At 73.3% G+C, this 17537-nt stretch carries 17 protein-coding genes; 11 read left to right on the top strand and 6 right to left on the bottom strand.

The annotated features are described in order from the left end of the window. The first annotated feature begins 3 nt into the window (after nucleotides 1–3). The 6 genes from QCD66_RS24875 to QCD66_RS24850 all read left to right on the top strand — a co-directional run bounded on the left by QCD66_RS24875 (nucleotide 4) and on the right by QCD66_RS24850 (nucleotide 3999). Complete coding sequence (locus tag QCD66_RS24875) at nucleotides 4–1191, top strand: mechanosensitive ion channel family protein (RefSeq protein WP_375736102.1); 1188 nt, start codon at nucleotides 4–6, stop codon at nucleotides 1189–1191. A gap of 92 nt (nucleotides 1192–1283) precedes the next feature. Then, the gene (locus tag QCD66_RS24870) at nucleotides 1284–2372 is read left to right on the top strand and encodes an S-(hydroxymethyl)mycothiol dehydrogenase (RefSeq protein ID WP_364207399.1); all 1089 of its coding nucleotides are present in this window, start codon (nucleotides 1284–1286) and stop codon (nucleotides 2370–2372) included. An 85-nt stretch (nucleotides 2373–2457) separates the two neighbouring features. Then, the gene (locus QCD66_RS24865; protein ID WP_364207400.1) at nucleotides 2458–2904 is read left to right on the top strand and encodes a phage holin family protein; all 447 of its coding nucleotides are present in this window, start codon (nucleotides 2458–2460) and stop codon (nucleotides 2902–2904) included. A gap of 13 nt (nucleotides 2905–2917) precedes the next feature. Next, a complete protein-coding gene (locus tag QCD66_RS24860) occupies nucleotides 2918–3229 on the top strand; it encodes a DUF3618 domain-containing protein (protein ID WP_357544177.1) in 312 nt (103 codons plus the stop codon). Then, entirely contained in the window at nucleotides 3226–3498 is a 273-nt protein-coding gene (locus QCD66_RS24855) for a DUF4235 domain-containing protein (protein ID WP_375736093.1), read from the top strand. Before QCD66_RS24860 ends, QCD66_RS24855 begins: the two co-directional genes overlap by 4 nt. A 297-nt stretch (nucleotides 3499–3795) precedes the next feature. Then, entirely contained in the window at nucleotides 3796–3999 is a 204-nt protein-coding gene (locus QCD66_RS24850) for a cold-shock protein (RefSeq protein WP_007075740.1), read from the top strand. Nucleotides 4000–4357: 358 nt separating this feature from the next. Here QCD66_RS24850 and QCD66_RS24845 read toward each other — a convergent pair whose 3' ends face one another. Beyond that, nucleotides 4358–4558, bottom strand: a complete 201-nt coding sequence (locus QCD66_RS24845) for a hypothetical protein (protein ID WP_357539919.1) — start codon at nucleotides 4556–4558, stop codon at nucleotides 4358–4360. 124 nt (nucleotides 4559–4682) lie between these two features. Between QCD66_RS24845 and QCD66_RS24840 the strand changes: the two genes are divergently transcribed. Together QCD66_RS24840 and QCD66_RS24835 are read left to right on the top strand one after the other, a co-directional pair. Then, entirely contained in the window at nucleotides 4683–5468 is a 786-nt protein-coding gene (locus tag QCD66_RS24840) for a trans-aconitate 2-methyltransferase (protein ID WP_375736092.1), read from the top strand. Nucleotides 5469–5499: 31 nt separating this feature from the next. Beyond that, nucleotides 5500–6519 carry an adenosine deaminase gene (locus QCD66_RS24835; RefSeq protein WP_375736091.1) on the top strand — a complete coding sequence of 340 codons (1020 nt, stop codon included), beginning with the start codon at nucleotides 5500–5502 and terminating at the stop codon, nucleotides 6517–6519. A gap of 50 nt (nucleotides 6520–6569) precedes the next feature. Here the strand turns inward: QCD66_RS24835 and QCD66_RS24830 are convergent, their stop codons facing one another. The 3 genes from QCD66_RS24830 to QCD66_RS24820 form a co-directional block, all read right to left on the bottom strand. Then, entirely contained in the window at nucleotides 6570–7142 is a 573-nt protein-coding gene (locus tag QCD66_RS24830) for a hypothetical protein (RefSeq protein WP_375736090.1), read from the bottom strand. Nucleotides 7143–7502: 360 nt separating this feature from the next. Continuing rightward, on the bottom strand, nucleotides 7503–8870 hold the full coding sequence (locus QCD66_RS24825; protein WP_357539927.1) for a HAMP domain-containing sensor histidine kinase: 1368 nt from the start codon (nucleotides 8868–8870) through the stop codon (nucleotides 7503–7505). A gap of 50 nt (nucleotides 8871–8920) precedes the next feature. Beyond that, a complete protein-coding gene (locus tag QCD66_RS24820) occupies nucleotides 8921–9610 on the bottom strand; it encodes a response regulator transcription factor (RefSeq protein WP_357517063.1) in 690 nt (229 codons plus the stop codon). A gap of 161 nt (nucleotides 9611–9771) precedes the next feature. Between QCD66_RS24820 and QCD66_RS24815 the strand changes: the two genes are divergently transcribed. After that, nucleotides 9772–10692: an ADP-ribosylglycohydrolase family protein gene (locus QCD66_RS24815; protein WP_364207411.1), complete on the top strand. Its 921-nt coding sequence runs from the start codon at nucleotides 9772–9774 to the stop codon at nucleotides 10690–10692. On the opposite strand, the gene QCD66_RS24810 is transcribed toward QCD66_RS24815, so the two are convergent. Beyond that, nucleotides 10689–11837: a class I SAM-dependent methyltransferase gene (locus QCD66_RS24810; RefSeq protein WP_375736543.1), complete on the bottom strand. Its 1149-nt coding sequence runs from the start codon at nucleotides 11835–11837 to the stop codon at nucleotides 10689–10691. The two genes, QCD66_RS24815 and QCD66_RS24810, sit on opposite strands and share 4 nt — an antisense overlap. Before the next feature lie 159 nt (nucleotides 11838–11996). On the opposite strand from QCD66_RS24810, the gene thrS reads away from it, so the two are divergent. Together thrS and QCD66_RS24800 are read left to right on the top strand one after the other, a co-directional pair. Next, complete coding sequence (gene thrS, locus QCD66_RS24805) at nucleotides 11997–14054, top strand: threonine--tRNA ligase (protein ID WP_375736544.1); 2058 nt, start codon at nucleotides 11997–11999, stop codon at nucleotides 14052–14054. A 110-nt stretch (nucleotides 14055–14164) separates the two neighbouring features. After that, a complete protein-coding gene (locus tag QCD66_RS24800) occupies nucleotides 14165–14647 on the top strand; it encodes an HIT domain-containing protein (RefSeq protein ID WP_375736552.1) in 483 nt (160 codons plus the stop codon). A 668-nt stretch (nucleotides 14648–15315) separates the two neighbouring features. Here the strand turns inward: QCD66_RS24800 and QCD66_RS24795 are convergent. Continuing rightward, a complete protein-coding gene (locus tag QCD66_RS24795; RefSeq protein WP_375736545.1) occupies nucleotides 15316–17478 on the bottom strand; it encodes an elongation factor G-like protein EF-G2 in 2163 nt (720 codons plus the stop codon). Nucleotides 17479–17537 lie beyond the last annotated feature (59 nt).

Here is a 17537-nt window from a genome sequence, read left to right as displayed (position 1 = left end):
CCCATGTTCTGGACGGTCGTGGCCACGCTCGGTGCCGCGACCGTCGCGTTCGCCGTCGTACAGGTGACCCATCTGGCCGTCCGCCGGCTCGGCCGGCGGTCCACGCTGCTGACCGAGTTGTCCGACCACGCGCACCGGCCGTTCCTGGTGGCCGCGACCACCCTCGCGGTCGCGCTCGGGGTGCGGTTCTCGACCGGGTACGCCACCGGCGAACCCTGGCGGCAGACGGTCCTGCACCTGCTCACCCTGGCCATCATCGGCACCGTCGCCTGGCTCGTCGCGTCGCTGCTGCTGGTCAGCGAGGACACCGCGCTGGCCCGGTTCCGCGTCGACGTGCCCGACAACCGCCAGGCCCGCCGGATCAAGACGCAGATCGTCATGCTGCGCCGGGTCACCATCGCGGTCATCGTGGTGCTGGCCGTCGGTGCCGGCCTGATGACGTTCCCGAGCGTGCGCGGTGTCGGGGCGAGCGTGCTGGCGTCGGCCGGCGTCATCGGCGTCGTGGCGGCGCTGGCCGCCCAGAGCCTGCTCGGCAACGTGTTCGCCGGCCTGCAACTGGCGTTCAGCGACGCCGTACGCCTCGACGACGTGGTCGTGGTCGAGGGGGAGTGGGGCCGGATCGAGGAGCTGACCCTGAGCTACGTGGTGGTGCAGATCTGGGACGACCGGCGGCTGATCCTGCCGACGTCGTACTTCACCACCAAGCCGTTCCAGAACTGGACCCGCACCCGCGCCGCGGTGCTCGGCACCGCCGAGTTCGAGGTCGACTGGTCGGTGCCGGTGCAGGCGATGCGCGAGGAACTGCGCACCGTCTGCGAGGGCACCGAACTGTGGGACGGCCGGGTCTGCGTGTTGCAGGTGACCGACGCCGTCGGCGGCGTGGTCAAGCTGCGCGCCCTGGTCAGCGCCGCCGACGCGCCGAGCCTGTGGGACCTGCGCTGCCTGGTCCGCGAGCAGCTGGTCAACTGGCTGCGCGACCGGCAGCCGACCGCCCTGCCGCGGATGCGTACCGAGGTCGGCGACGCCGGGGGCGACCTGCCCTGGCAGTGGGTCGGGCCGCGCCGGCCGGCGCGGCGGCCGGTCGACGCGGAGGCGCCCGACGACGCCCGGGTGTTCGGCGGCAGCGACGACGGCGACGCGCGCGGCAACGCCTTCGTCGGGCCGGAGGAGCCGGTCGACGCGACCCGCTGACCCGGACCCTGCGGTCCGGGGCTGTCCGCGCGGGTGGGAACTCTGGTAAACCGGAGGCAGCCTGCGTCAACGCCGACCGGAGGGGTTCCACGATGCCGAGTGAGGTACGCGGGGTAGTAGCCCGCGCCAAGGGTGCGCCCGTGACCGTCGAGACCGTCGTCGTGCCCGACCCGGGGCCGGGTGAGGCACTGGTGAAGGTGCAGGCGTGCGGGGTGTGCCACACCGACCTGCACTACCGCGAGGGCGGGATCGGCGACGACTACCCGTACCTGCTCGGGCACGAGGCGGCCGGGATCGTCGAGGCCGTCGGCGACGGCGTGACCCGGATCGCCCCCGGCGACTACGTCGTACTGAACTGGCGGGCGGTCTGCGGCGAGTGCCGGTCGTGCCGGCGCGGCCGGCCCTGGTACTGCTTCGCCACCCACAACGCCCGGCAGCCCATGACGCTGACCGACGGCACCACCCTGTCGCCGGCCCTGGGCATCGGCGCGTTCGCCGAGAAGACACTGGTCGCGGCCGGCCAGTGCACGAAGGTCGACCCGGCGGCGCCACCGGCGGTCGCCGGCCTGCTCGGCTGCGGGGTGATGGCCGGCATCGGCGCCGCGGTCAACACCGGCGGGGTCGGCCGGGGCGACTCGGTCGCGGTGTTCGGCTGCGGCGGGGTCGGCGACGCGGCGATCGCGGGCGCGGTGCTCGCCGGGGCGACCACGGTCGTCGCGGTCGACATCAACGACGGCAAGCTGGAGCTGGCCCGCCAGTTCGGCGCCACCCACACCGTCAACTCCCGTGAACAGGACCCGGTCGAGGCGATCCGGGCGCTCACCGGCGGCAACGGCGCCGACGTCACGATCGACGCCGTCGGCCGCCCCGAGGTCTTCACCCAGGCGTTCTACGCCCGCGACCACGCCGGCACCGTCGTACTCGTCGGGGTGCCGACCCCGGACATGACGCTGGAACTGCCGATGCTGGAGGTCTTCGGGCGCGGCGGCGCGGTCAAGTCCTCCTGGTACGGCGACTGCCTGCCGGAACGCGACTTTCCGACCCTGATCGACCTGTTCCTGCAGGGGCGGCTGCCACTGGACCGGTTCGTCTCCGAGACGATCGGCATCGACGACGTGGAGGCGGCGTTCGGCCGGATGGAACAGGGTGGCGTACTGCGCAGCGTCGTGCTGTTTGACTGATCCGCCGGAATAAGGATTGGCCACCTCGGGTGAGGGGCATACCACGGGACAAGACGTGGTTCGAAACCCGCATTCGGGAGGCATCATGGCCGATGTCCTGAACGGCGCCTCCGCGCGACCGGTCTCAGAGCAGTCCACCGCGGAGCTGGTCCAGCACGCGAGCGAGCAGGTGTCCCGGCTCGTCCGCGACGAGCTGGCGCTGGCCCGCGCCGAACTCACCGAGAAGGGCAGGCACGCCGGTGTCGGCGCGGGCCTGTTCGGCGGTGGTGGAGCCCTGGCGCTGTACGGCCTGGGTGCCCTGTTCGTCGCGTTCGGGCTGCTGCTGGCGCTGGTGATGCCCGGCTGGCTGGCGGCGCTCATCGTCGCGGTGGTCCTGTTCGCGGCCGCCGGGGTCCTGGCGATGGTAGGCAAGAAGCAGGTCCAGCAGGCGGTGCCACCCGTGCCGGAGCGGGCGGTCGACAGTGTCCGTGCCGATGTCGACACGGTCACCATGGCGGTCAAATCACATGGAAATGGTGTGAAGCAGGCATGACGAGGGTGGACGCATGACAGCAGGCAACGGCTCCGGCGACGTGCAGGCGCTGCGGGCCGAGATCCAGCAGACGCGGGCCGAACTGGGCGAGACGGTCCAGGCCCTGGCGGCCCGGGCCGACGTGAAGGCCCGGCTCAGGGACTCCGCGAACCAGACCAAGCAGAAGGTACGTGAACAGGCCGCGCACACCGCCGAGGTGGTCCGCGGCTCGGTGCACGACGCGGGCGAGTCGGCCCGGCGCCACCCGGTGCCCTGGGCGGCGGTCGCCGTAGGCGCCCTGGCGGCGGTCGTCGTGCTCATCGTGGTCCAGGGGAGGCGCCGGTGAGCAAGGGCGTGAACAAGCTGGCCTACCGGCCGGTGGGGCTCGTGCTCGGCGCGGCGGCCGGCATGCTCGCCGGTGCCGCGTTCCGGCAGGTGTGGAAGCTCATCGACAGCGAGGACGACGCACCGAGCGCGACCGACGAGGACCGTGGCTGGGGCGAGATCCTGATCGCCGCGGCCATCCAGGGAGCCATCTTCGCGGTCGTGAGGGCCGCCGTCGACCGCGGCGGGGCGACCGGCGTACGGAGGCTGACCGGCCACTGGCCGGGCTGACGGGGTGGTTGTCGACGGGCGTCGGCCGGTCTGCCTGCGCGACCGGAGGCGCCCGTCGTGGCGTGTCGCGACACGCCGCGACGAGACGGAAAATCGGGCCACCGCAGGGCTCATCTCGGAGAAAATCGTCAGGTAGGCTGTGCGAAGTTTTTGCGTACGTGGTTTGCTGTTCCCCGCTGTTGGAAGACGGCGGGGGTGAGAAGTCCTCCTTCGTGGGGGCCGACTCAAGCGCCGCTGCTCGAAAACGGCCAACCGGCCGCACGGCGTGCTCGGCCGCAGTTTCAGAAGGAGATACACATGGCGCAGGGAACCGTGAAGTGGTTCAACGCAGACAAGGGCTTCGGCTTCATCACCGTCGACGGCGGGGGTGCTGACGTGTTCGTCCACTTCTCGGCGATCCAGACCAGCGGCTACCGCACGCTGGAGGAGAACCAGCGGGTGGAGTTCGAGATCGCCCAGGGCCAGAAGGGCCCGCAGGCTGAGCAGGTCCGTCCCATCTGATCAGCCGTGGCCGGCGGTCGCCGGCCACGAACTCGATCCCTGATGGGATCAGCGTCGAGCCCCGCATCGCCGTTCCGGCGTGCGGGGCTTCTCGTCGTCCGGCGTACCGCCCCGCGATGGGCACGCGCCAACCGTGCCGGCGGACACCCCGTTCTTGTCGGCGATGCCCCGTAAATCAGTCTTATCGGATTGATCCGGGTGTTAGTGCATGATCGCTTGTGATCCGTCGCCGCCGGCTCCGGCCACCACGGCCGCGTGATCCGGAACGTCTATGTCCGGAAGCGGTACGGGCCGGTTCGCGGACGTGCCCCGCGGATGCGCGGCCGGAACCGTGGGAGAGGCGCCGACCCGGCCTCGATCAGGAGGGGCGGTTGCCGCGGGCGCGCAGACCGAGGACGATCGCGGCGAGACCGGCCACGGCGACGACCGGGCCGACGACCGCCCACACCGCGCTGCCGGACATCACGCTGCCGCTGATCTCGCCCAGGCCCTCGAGTGTCCACAGGATGCCGACGGCGACCCCGAACAGACCGAGCGCCAGGGGTAGCCAGCCCTTCACGTCACGCCTCCATCTTCCGGCCACGGTGACCGGCCGCCCCAGCCTAGATGACCGGCGGGCCGGCCGGCCGGCGCGACGGGTGGCGGTACCCGGCCCGGTCGCGGGGCCCGCGTACGGTTCGGGAATGACCACCTGGGATCCGACGACGTACCTCCGCTACGGCGACGAGCGGGCCAGGCCGTTCCTCGACCTGGTCGCCCGGATCGACGCCGACCGGCCGAGGGCGGTCGTCGACCTCGGCTGCGGACCCGGCAACCTGACCGCGACGCTGGCCGCCCGGTGGCCGAACGCCCGGGTCGAGGGCATCGACTCGGCGCCGGAGATGGTGGAGCGGGCCCGCCGCGAGGTTCCGGGCGTCGACTTCGGGCTCGGCGACGTACGGGACTGGCGACCGGCCCCCGACGTCGACGTACTGGTCTCCAACGCCGCCCTGCAGTGGGTGCCCGGCCACGAGGAACTGCTGACCCGCTGGGCCGGCGAGCTGCCGGCCGGTGCCGTCATCGCCGTGCAGGTGCCCGGCAACTTCGGCGCGCCGTCCCACCGGGCGCTGCGCGAGCTGGCCGCCGAGCCGGCGTGGGCGCCGCTGGCCGGCCTGCTGCGCGAGTCGCCGGTACGCGACGCGGCCGGCTACGCCACGCTGCTGACCGCGGCCGGGTGTGCCGTCGACGCCTGGGAGACCACGTACGTGCACCTGCTGCCGGCCGAGCCGGGCGTCGACCATCCGGTCCTGCGCTGGATGGACGGTACGGCGCTGCGGCCGGTCCGGGCCGCGCTCGACGACGAGGCGTTCGCCGCCTTCCGGCGGCAACTGGCCGTACGCCTCGAAGCCGCCTACCCGGCCCGCGATAGCCTCGTCTACTTCCCGTTCCACCGGATCTTCGTCGTCGCCCGTACCGGCGTCGGCGGCTGACCGCCGGCGTCCCCCTGAAACGAGGAGCACCGTGACCGACCTGGCCACCTTCATCGCCGGACTGCCGAAGGCCGAACTGCACGTGCACCACGTCGGTTCGGCGTCACCGCGGATCGTGGCCGAGCTGGCCGCCCGGCACGAGGGCCGCACCCCGGTGCCGGCCGATCCGGCGGCGCTCGCCGAATACTTCGTCTTCCGCGACTTCGCCCACTTCATCGAGATCTACCTGAACGTCGTCGATCTCATCCGCGACCCGGAGGACGTCCGCATCCTGACCTACGAGGTGGCCCGGGAACTGGCCCGCCAGCAGGTCCGCTACGCCGAGCTGACGATCACGCCGTACTCGCACGTGAGCCGTGGCATCCCCGCCCCGGCGTTCTGCGAGGCGATCGAGGACGCCCGCAGGCACGCCGAGGCCGAACTCGACATCGTGCTGCGCTGGTGCTTCGACATCCCCGGCGAGGCGGGCCTGCCGGCGGCGGAGGAGACCCTGCGGATCGCCCTCCAGGAGCGGCCGGACGGGCTGATCAGCTTCGGGCTGGGCGGTCCCGAGATCGGTGTACCACGGCCGCAGTTCAAGCCGTACTTCGACCGGGCGCGGGCGGCCGGGCTGCGGTCGGTGCCGCACGCCGGCGAGACCACCGGACCGGAGACGATCTGGGACGCCCTGCGCGAGCTGGGCGCGGAACGGATCGGGCACGGCATCTCGGCCGCCGGCGACCCCGCCCTGCTCGCCCACCTGGCCGAGCACCGGATCCCGCTGGAGGTCTGCCCGACCTCCAACCTGCGGACCCGGGCCGTCGCCTCGCTCGACGAGCACCCGCTGCGGGCGCTGGTCGACGCCGGGGTGCCGGTGACCATCAACTCCGACGACCCGCCGATGTTCGGCACCACCCTCAACGACGAGTACGCGGTCGCGGCGCGGCTGCTCGGCTACGGCCCCGACGGCGTCGCGGACCTGGCCCGTGCCGCCGTCACGGCGTCGTTCCTGCCGGCACCCGCCCAGGCCCGGCTGATCGCCGAGATCGACGCGTACGCCGCCGCGAACTGACACCGGTGGCGCCTGCCCGGTGCCGCCGGCCCCGACGGGCCGGCCGCGGCTCAGTGGCCGGCGGCCCGGCGGCGCAGCAGCGCGCCACCCATCACCGCGGCGAACAGCAGGCCGACCGCCCCGGCGGTGATCGCCAGCGGTCGGCTGTCCGCCAGGCCGCGCCCATCGGGCACCCCGGCCGGCGTGGTGACCAGCGGCGCGCAGACGACCGACTCCGCCGGCTCGTCCGGGCCGACGGTCAGCGTGGCGGCGCACGAGCCGTCCGGGGACGGGGCACCGTCCACCGTGACGTCGATGTCGACGGTCCACCGCCCCGGCGGCAGGGTGCTGTCGAGCACCAGCGAGCCCGCCGAGGTGGCCCGCATCGGCCGCGGGTCGACGGTGCCGCCGGCGAACCCGCGGGCCCGTACGGTCGCGGCGACCTCGCCGTCGGGCAAGCCGCCGCCGGCCCGGGCGACATCGAGCCGTACGGTGCCCCGGCCGTCATGGGCGATCGTCAGCCGTAGCTCGTCGCGGGCATATCCGGGGTCCTGCCAACAGGCCAGCGTCGCGATGATCGAGGCGGTGACGATCGTGATCCAGCGGGCCAGCCGGGCCGGCGAGAGGCTGCGCGTGTCGGGCATGGACTCACCTCGAACGGGTGGCGCCGACGTCGGACAGGTCGAGGGTATCCCGCCCGGTCGATGTGTGGGGTGGTTCCCGGGAACCGGTCGCTCTGCCGGCATGACATCCGCCTCGTCAACCCAGAGTTGGTGTGCGCGCGGCGGGTCCGGAGTTGGGGGGACCGGCCCGCCGCGCGCGACGTTCCATCGGACCCGGATGCGGGTGGGGTGGTCCGGGGAACATCTGGAGTGGATCGACTCCGATGCTGGCACCGGGAGTGGCCACGATGGAACACCGTTAAAACAGACCTAAGGAAGACTTGCGTCGGCCGACAGGTTTCCGGCGTCGGTTCCGCCTGCCGTGCCGTCGGTCCCGGCCGGTCAACCGTCGCCGCGACGCTGGCGCGGCCACCGGCGCCCCGACTGGTCGCGTTCCCGGGCCAGCCGGCCGACCAGCCCGAACCGGTTGACCTGCCGGGGCTTCGCCTCGGCGTCGGCCAGCAGCATCACGACACTGGCCCCGCCCAGCCGGGCCCGGTCCAGGCTCACCGAACCGCCGGCCTGTTGCGCCACCCGGCGGGCGATGTCGAGGCCGAGCCCGGTGGAGCCGCGCCCGCTGGTGCCGCGCCGCAACGCCTTGTCCGGGTCGGCGATGCCGGGGCCGGCGTCGTCGACGCGTACCGCGACGTAGCCGTCCCGGCGCGACACCGCGACCTCGAACGCCGTGCCCTGCGGGGTGTAGCGGAAGACGTTGCCGAGGACCGCGTCGAGCGCCGCGGCGAACTCGGCCCGGGGCACCGCGACCGGGATCCGCAACTGCGCGCCGGTGACCCGGTGCGGGCGGTTCTGGTCGCCGGCCAGGGCCGCCCAGAAGACCATCCGGTCGCGGACCACCTCGCTGATGTCGCACAGGTCCGGCTCGGTCTCCTGCTGCACCGTCTTGCGGGCCGTGTTGATCAGTACGTCGATCTCGCCCTCCAGGGTGACGATCGCCTGCCGGATCCGGCGGATGGTGCGCCGCCGGTCGAGTTCGGCGTCGCTGAACGAGCCGACGCTGGTGTCGTCGGAGTCCAGCGCGTCGGCGTCCAGGCGCAGCACGGTCAGCGGCGTACGCAGCCGGTGCGACAGGTCGGCGACGAGTTCGCGTTCGTCGGTGCGGGAGGCGACCAGCCGGTCGGCCATCCGGTTGAAGGCGTAGCCGGCCTCGGCCAGCTCGCGCGGCCCGCTCGGCTCGACGCGTACGCCGAGGTCGCCGCCGCCGACGGCGAGCGCGGCCTGGACCAGGCCGCGCGCCGACCCGACGGCCCGGGCGGCGATCCGGTCGACGACCACGACCGAGGCGACCACCAGCCCGACGGCCAGCGCCGCCAGCGTCAGCCAGGTGCCGGTCGAGCCCGCCGAGAGCGCCGACTCCGCGACGAAGACCTCGACGACCATGATCTGGTCGCCGGCGGTGGCCCGCTCCAGCCGCACCACCCCGCCGGGTACGTCGACGACGACCGGCCCGCCCTCGCCGGCCCGCGCCACGTCCGGCGCGCCGGCCCGCGGGGTGCCACCGGTGTCGAGGCCGTGCACGACCGGCTGGTCGGCCGGGTCACCACCGGTCGAGGCGATCGCCTGCCGGACCGTGTCGGGGTCGGTGGTGACCGCGAGCGCCCCGGCGACCACCGCGCTGCGCCGGGCCGCCTCGGCGAGCGCCTCGTCGCGGGTCTCCGCCTGCAGGGTGAGCCCGAGCGGGATGAGGAACACCAGCGCGACGATGCCGGTGGTGGCCGCCGTGAGGTAGGCCAGCGCCAGCCTCAGTCCGGTGGAACCAGCCGGAAGCCGACCCCCCGCACGGTGCGCAGGTAACGCGGCTTCGCCGCGGACTCGCCCAGTTTGCGACGGAGCCAGTACAGGTGAACGTCGATTGTCTGGTCCTCGCCGACCGACGGCTGCCGCCATACCTCCTCCAACAGTTCCCGGCGGGAGACTACCCGTCCCGGGCGGGCGGCGAGATAGGCCAGCAGGTCGAACTCCTTGCGGGTGAGCGCGAGCGGCACCCCGTCGAGGGACGCGCTGCGCTCGCCGACGTCGACCCGCAACCCGCCGACCTCGTGCACGGCCGGCTGCACCGTGCGGCTGGCCCGGCCGGCCCGGCGCAGCACGGTGGTGATCCGGGCGTCGAGGTGCGCCCCGGTGAACGGCTTGATCATGTAGTCGTCGGCGCCGGCCCGCAGCAACCGGACGATCGCCTGCTCGTCGTCACGGGCGGTGGCGATGATGATCGGCACGTCGGTGATGCCGCGCAGCATCCGCAGCGCGTCGGAGCCGTCCAGGTCGGGCAGGCCGAGATCGAGGACGACCAGGTCCGGGGTCTCGGCGGCGACCCGGCGCAGGGCGTCGAGCGCCGTGCCGACCGCGTGCACCGCGTGCCCCCGGTCGGCCAGGGAGCGCAGCATCGCGCCGCGAATGACGTGGTCGTCTTCAACCAGCAGGACCGTGGCCACGAGATGACGGTACTGCCCGTGGCAAGTCGGCGCGTCCCGCGCGTTGCGCCGACGGTGCTGCCCGTGGCAAGTCGGCGCGGTCCGCGCGTTGCGCCGACGCTACCGCCGCGGTGAAACAGGGCGTTGCGCCGGCGGTCGCCGGGCGGCATGATGCGCGGGCCATGCCATTCACCCTCTACGCGCAGGCCCGCACCGCGCTGGCCCGCGACAGCCTGGCCGGGCTGTCGGTCGGCGACGCCCTGGGCGCGCAGTTCTACGTACCCGGCCGGCGGCCGGCCGACCTCGCCGCCGGCCGGCTGCCCGATCCGGTCTGGGAGTGGACCGACGACACCGAGATGGCCTGCTCGGTCTTCGCCGAGCTGGTCCGCGCCGGCCGGGTCGACCGGGACGCGCTGGCCGCCGCGTTCGCCGACCGCTGCGAGCCCAACCGCGGGTACGGACCCGGCGCGTTCACCGTCCTGCGGCTGATCCGCGGCGGCACGCCGTGGCCGGTCGCCGCCGCCACCGCCTTCGACGGGCAGGGCTCGCTCGGCAACGGCGCCGCGATGCGGGTCGCGCCGCTCGGGGCGTACTTCGCCGACTCGGTGACCGAGACGGCGGCCCAGGCGGCCGCGTCGGCCGAGGTGACCCACGCCCACCCCGACGGCATCGCCGGCGCGGTCGCGGTGGCGGTCGCCGCGGCGCTGGCCGCGCGGGCCCGGCTGGACGGCCGGCGGCCGTCCGCCACGGACCTCGTCGCCGCCGTCGCCGCCGCCGTCGACCGGGCCAGCCCGGTCCGGCAGGGCCTCGACCGGGCCGGCACGCTGGTCGGCCGGCCGGTCGCCGAGGCCGCGTACGAGCTGGGCAACGGGTCGCGGGTGACCGCCGGCGACACGGTGCCGTTCACGGTGTGGGTGGCGGCCCGCCACCTCGACGACTATCCGGCGGCCGTGCGCGCCTGCGTCGAGGCCGGCGGCGACGTCGACACCACGGCCGCGATCGCCGGCGGGATCGTCGCCGCGCACACCGGGGTCGGTACGCCCGGCGGGGTGCCCGACGCCTGGCTCGCCGCCCGCGAACCGCTGCCGGACTGGGTCGGCTAGCCGGGCAGCCGCAGCACCCACCGGTACGCCTGCACCATGCCGGTGTCGAAGCCGGCCGCCGAACCCCACAGGAACAGCCGGAACCGGCGGTAGAGCGGCTCGCCCCAGCGGGCCACGATCTCGTCGCGGGCGGCGTCGAGCCGCCGGCCCCACTCCCGGCAGGTCAGGTAGTAGTTGTGCCGGTCGTCCTCGACCCGCAGCAGCTCGAACGGCGAACGTGCCACGTGCCGCAGGTACTGGTGCAGCAGCAGCGGCGCCGAGTTGCCCGGATAGATGTAGCGCTTCATGAACGTCGACGCGACGTGTTTGCGGCGCATCGCCAGCGCGTCGAGGTAGACCCGGCCGCCGGGACGCAGCAGTTCGGCGTACTTGCGCAGCGTGGTCCGGTAGTCCGGCAGGTGCTCGGTGACCCCCATGTTGACGATCGCGTCGTACGGCCGCTCGTCGCGGAAGGCGTAGATGTGCTGGCGGACGACCCGTACCGGCAGCCGCTCCCGCTCGAAGAACCCGGTCAGGAAGCGCTCCGACTCCCGCGACAGGGTGGTGGTGGTCACGTCGACGCCGTGCCGGGCGGCATGCTCGGCGAACGCCCCCCAGCCGCCGCCGACCTCCAGCACCCGGTCGCCGGGCTTGACCCCGATCACGTCCAGGGCGAGGTCCATCTTGCGGGTCATCGCGTCCTCGAGCGGCTCGTCGTCGGCGGCGAAGACCCCCTCGGTGTAGCAGCGGTGCCGGCGGTCGAGGAAGGTCAGGAAGAACTCGCTGTCCTCGTCGTAGTGGGCGGAGATGGCCCGCCGGTCGTCCTCGCGCCGGCCGCGCAGCAGCGCCCCCGGGGTGAACCGGGACAGATACGCCAGCGGGTGGAAGTCGCTGAAGAAGGCGCGCATCCGCAGCGCCGCCGCGAGGTCGCCCTCGACGTCGAGCCAGCCCTGGAGGTAGGCGACGGCGACGCCGAACTGGTCGAGACCGGCGAGCGCCCTCGCGCCCCGGTCGTCGGTGACGACGATGGTGAAGAGCGGGTCGCCGGCGCCGAAGGTGTGCGCCGGCCCGCCGGCCGGAGCCACGGCGAACGGCACCGCCGGTCGCGTGGCGAAGAACGTCTGGTACCTGCGCCCGAGCGCGGTGAGCACGTCCGCGGGTGTCACGGCGCCAATGTAACGCCGGCACCGCGTCCCCGGCGGGCGAAGACACCGGGACCGATAACATCTAGTCGGCCCGGGCCACCGGGTCAGCCGACCCGCACACGCCGAACGTGCCGCAGCCCCACCGACGCGGCGCCCCGCGTACGACCGAAGGAGCCGTCCGTGTCCGCATCCCGTACCCCTGCCGTGGCCGACCCCGTCGTCGTCCCGGCCGGTACGACGGCGGCCGACGCGGTGGCCGCGGCCGGCCTGCCGACAGCCGGCCCGAAGGCGGTCGTCGTGGTCCGCGACGCCGACGGCCAGCTCCGCGACCTCGACTGGACCCCGCCCGCCGACGCCACCGTCACCCCGGTCGCGATCGACGAGCCCGACGGCCTGAACGTGCTGCGGCACTCGACCGCGCACGTGCTGGCCCAGGCGGTGCAGGACATCTTCCCCGAGGCGAAGCTCGGCATCGGCCCGCCGATCGACAACGGCTTCTACTACGACTTCAGCGTCGCCAAGCCGTTCCAGCCCGACGACCTCGCCAAGCTCGAGAAGCGGATGCAGGAGATCGTCAAGTCGGGGCAGCGGTTCCGGCGGCGGCGCTTCGACAGCCTCGACGAGGCCCGCGCCGAACTCGCCGACGAGCCGTTCAAGCTGGAACTGGTCGACGTCAAGGGCCAGGCCGGCGACGCCGGATACGACGCGGGTGAGGTGATGGAGGTCGGCGCCGGCGAGCTGACCATCTACGACAACCTCGACGCCGACAGTGGCAAGGTCTGCTGGTCCGACCTGTGCCGGGGCCCGCACCTGCCGAACACCCGGCTGATCGGCGCGTTCCGGCTGATGCGTTCGGCCGCCGCCTACTGGCGCGGCTCGGAGAAGAACCCGCAGCTCCAGCGGGTCTACGGCACCGCCTGGCCGACCCGGGACGCGCTGAAGGCGTACCTGAAGCTGCTGGAGGAGGCGGCCCGCCGCGACCACCGCAAGCTCGGCGCCGACCTGGACCTGTTCAGCTTCCCCGAGGAGATCGGCTCCGGACTGGCCGTCTTCCACCCCAAGGGCGGCATCATCCGGCGCGAGCTGGAGAACTACTCGCGGCAGCGGCACGAGCAGGCCGGCTACGAGTTCGTCAACACCCCGCACGTGACCAAGGGCCACCTCTTCGAGACCTCCGGCCACCTGCAGTGGTACGCCGACGGCATGTACCCGCCCATGCAGGTCGAGGGCGCCGACTACTACCTCAAGCCGATGAACTGCCCGTTCCACAACCTGATCTACCGGGCCCGCGGCCGGTCCTACCGCGAGCTGCCGCTGCGGCTGTTCGAGTTCGGCACCGTCTACCGCTTCGAGAAGTCCGGCGTCGTGCACGGCCTGACCCGGGTCCGCGGCATGACCCAGGACGACGCGCACATCTACTGCACCCGGGAGCAGATGGGCGGCGAGCTGAAGTCGCTGCTGCGGTTCGTCCTCGACCTGCTGCGCGACTACGGCCTCGACGACTTCTACCTCGAACTGTCGACCCGCAACCCCGAGAAGTCGGTCGGCTCCGACGAGGACTGGGCCGAGGCGACCGAGGCGTTGCGGTCGGCGGCCGAGGAGTCCGGCCTCGACCTGGTGCCCGACCCGGGCGGTGCCGCCTTCTACGGGCCGAAGATCTCGGTGCAGGCCAAGGACGCCATCGGTCGCACCTGGCAGATGTCGACGATCCAGGTCGACTTCCAGTTGCCGCAGCGCTTCGACCTGGAATACCAGGCCGGTGACGGCAGTCGGCAGCGGCCGATCATGATCCACCGGGCGCTGTTCGGGTCGATCGAGCGGTTCTTCGGTGTGCTCACCGAGCACTACGCCGGCGCGTTCCCGGCCTGGCTCGCCCCGGTGCAGGTGGTCGGCATCCCGATCCGCGACGACCACGCCGAATACCTGGCCGGATTCGTCGCCGCGCTGCGCGCCGAGGGCATCCGCGCCGAGGTCGACAGCTCCACCGACCGGATGCAGAAGAAGATCCGTACCGCGCAGCAGCAGAAGATCCCGTTCATGGCCATCGCCGGCGACGACGACGTGGCCGGGGGCACCGTGTCGTTCCGCTACCGGGACGGGTCGCAGCGCAACGGCGTACCGCTCGCCGAGGCGGTCGCCCACGTCGTCGAGGTGGTCCGGTCCCGTACGAACACCGGTCCGAGCGCCCCCGCCGTCCCGGCGGCCGCGGTGGACCCGGCCGCACCGGCCGCGCCGTGAGCGTGGCCGGCGACGAGATCGGCCCGCCCGACCTTCCGGCCGGCCCGCCCGTCGAGCCGGCGACCACCGGCACGCCGGACGGGCTGGACCGGCTCTGGACCCCGCACCGGATGACGTACATCTCCGGCCAGGACCGGCCGGAGGGCGGCTACGAGAAGCCGTCCGGCTGCCCGTTCTGCCGGGCACCGGCGCAGACCGGCGACGACAGCCTCGTCGTCGCCCGTGGCGATACCGTCTTCGTGGTGCTCAACCTGTACCCGTACAACCCGGGCCACCTGCTGGTCTGTCCCTACCGGCACGTCGCGGACTACACCGATCTCGACCCCGCCGAGACCGGTGAGCTGGCCGTCTACACCCAGACGGCGATGCGGGTGATCCGGCAGGTGAGCAGCGCGCACGGGTTCAACCTCGGGATGAACCAGGGCGGGGTGGCCGGCGCCGGCATCGCCGCGCACCTGCACCAGCACGTGGTGCCGAGGTGGGGCGGTGACGCCAACTTCATGCCGGTGGTCGCCCGCACCAAGGTCCTGCCACAGTTGTTGACCGACACCCGCGACCTGCTCGCCGCCGCCTGGCCCGCCACCACCGCCTGAGGCCCGGCCCCCTGCCCCGGTTCCTGCCCCTGCCCCCGGTTCCTGCCCCGGCCCTGCCCCTGCCCCGGCTACTGCCTCGGGCCCCTGCCCCCGGTTCCGGCCCTCGGCGCTCGGTTCCTGCCCTCGGTTCCGGCCCCCTGCCCCGCCCTGCCCTCTGCGCCAGCCCTTGATCTCGCGGCCGTCCCCTGCCCACTCGTGCTCTTGCGCCGTCGCCCGGCAAATCCGCTGTGCCTCAGCCGGTCGGGCACGTGGTCGTCGGGAGCGAGGCCCGGCGCGAGGGCTGGACAGCAGACGATCACCGGTGTCCTCGCACCGCCGCACCGGGAGACGACTCGGGGAAGTTGTTGTTGCGGTCCACAGCGAGTTCGCTGTGGATACGCCGGATTCGCTGTGGACCGCAACAGCGATACCCAGCCTCGCCGGCCCTGCACCGATACCCAGCCTCGCCGGCCCTGCACGATGCCGACGGGGCAGCCGACGGTCGGCGCGGCTCGACCTCGATCGTCTGCGGTTCAGGCACTCGACACGCCGGGCACGGAGTGCCTGAACTGCAGACGATCACTGCTCCCTGATCGGCACGACGGCCGCGGCGAGCGCGACGGGCCGCGGCGGCCGTGACGGGCCGCGACGGCCGTGACGGGGTGACCGGCGCGGCGGACGCGAGGGGGTCAGGCGGTGGGACCGGGGTGGGCGGTGCGTAGCCCGTCGGTCAGGTGGGACGGGACGGGCTCGTAGCGGGCGAACGCGCGCCGGAACGTGCCCGCGCCCGACGTCATCGAGCGCAGCTCGACGGCGTACCGGACCAGTTCGGTCGCCGGGACCTCGGCGCGTACCAGGGTGGCGCCGCCGGCACTGTCCGGCTCGGTGCCCAGCACCCGGCCGCGCCGCCCCGACATGTCGCTCATGACCGAGCCGACGTAGCCGTCCGGCACCCGGACCGTCACCTCGTCGACCGGCTCCAGCAGGTTGATCTGACCCTTCTCGGCGGCCTCCCGCAGGGCCAGCGCGCCCGCCGCCTGGAACGCCGCGTCCGACGAGTCGACGCTGTGCGCCTTCCCGTCGGTCAGGGTCACCCGTACGTCGACGACCGGGTGGCCGCTGAGCAGGCCGCGGTCGAGCTGGGCACGTACGCCCTTCTCCACCGACGGGATGTAGTTGTGCGGTACGGCGCCGCCGACGACGCGTTCGTGGAACTCGAAGCCGGCACCGGTCGGCAGCGGCTCGACCTCGATGTCGCAGACGGCGTACTGGCCGTGGCCGCCGGACTGCTTGACGTGCCGGCCGTGGCCCTTCGAGGCGGCGGCGAACGTCTCGCGCAGCGCGACCCGGACCGGTTCGGTGTCCAGTTCGACGCCGCCGGCGCGCAGCCGGTCGAGGACCACCTCGGCGTGCGCCTCGCCCATGCACCACAGCACGAGCTGGTGGGTTTCGGGGTTGCGTTCCAGCCGCATCGTCGGGTCGCCGGTGACGAGCCGGGCCAGGTTGCGGGCCAGCGCGTCCTCGTCGGAGCGGGACCGGGCCACGACCGCGATCGGGAGCTGCGGCTCGGGCATCTCCCAGGGGGCGATCAGCAGCGGTTCCTCGCGGGCGGAGACGGTGTCGCCGGTCTCGGCGCTGCCCGACTTGGTGAGCGCGCAGATGTCGCCGGCGACGCAGTACGGCACCTCGCGCAGGGTGGCGCCGAGCGGCGAGTAGACGTGCGCGACGCGCTCGTCGGCGTCGTGGTCGGGGTGGCCGCGGCTGGCGAGGCCGTGCCCGGAGACGTGCACGGTCTGTTCGGGCCGCAGGGTGCCGGAGAAGACCCGGACCAGCGACACCCGGCCGACGTGCCGGTCGATCGCGGTACGGACCACCTCGGCGACCAGCGGTCCGTCCGGGTCGCAGGTCAGCGGCGGCCGGGGTGAGCCGTCGATCCCGGTGACCACCGGCAGGTCGTGTTCGAGCGGGGTCGGGAACGCCGCGGTGAGAAGTTCGAGCAGTACGTCGAGGCCGACCCCGGTCGGGGCGCAGACCGGTACGACCGGGTAGAAGTGGCCGCGGGCGACCGCCTTCTCCAGGTCTTCGACGAGGATGCCGGACTCGATCGTCTCGCCGCCCAGGTAGCGGTCCATGAGGGTTTCGTCCTCGCTCTCGGCGATGATCCCCTCGATGAGTTCGGCGCGGGCCTCGGCGATGGCCGGCAGGTGCTCGGGGTCGGGGTCGCGGACCTGCGCCGGATGGCCCTGCGTGTAGTCGAAGACCCGCTGGCTGATCAGGCCCATCAACCCGACGGTGGAGACGCCGTCGTCGCCGAGCATCGGCAGGTGGAGCGGCAGCACGTTGTCGCCGAACACCCGCTGGCACAGGGCGACGGTCTCGTCGAAGTCGGCGCGGGCGTGGTCGAGGCGGGTGACGGCGACGGCGCGGGGCATGCCGACGGCGGCGCACTCCTCCCACAGGGTGGCGGTGGCGGCGTCCATGCCGTCGACGGCGGACACCACGAACAGCGCGGCGTCGGCGGCCCGCAGGCCGGCGCGCAGCTCGCCGACGAAGTCGGCGTAGCCCGGCGTGTCGAGCAGGTTCACCTTGACGCCGTCGTGGGTGAGCGGGGCGCAGGCGAGGGTGACGGAGCGCTGCTGGCGTACGGCGGCGGGGTCGTGGTCGCAGACCGTGGTGCCGTCGGCGACGCTGCCGGCCCGGCCGACCGTGCCGGTCGCCTCGAGCAGCGCCTCGACCAGGGTGGTCTTCCCCGCTCCGGAATGGCCTACCAGCACCACGTTGCGTATTTTGCCGGGTTCGTCCACCATCGGCGCACCGCCGGTGCCTGCCTTGTCGTGGTTCTTCTGCGCCATCGGCGCACCTCCCAGGGACGTGGTGGATGCAGGACGCATTCTGATCCCACACCCGCGAC

This window comes from Polymorphospora sp. A560 (genome assembly GCF_045781765.1).
Lineage (GTDB): Bacteria > Actinomycetota > Actinomycetes > Mycobacteriales > Micromonosporaceae > Polymorphospora > Polymorphospora lycopeni.
This window is presented reverse-complemented; position numbering and strand designations above follow the sequence as displayed.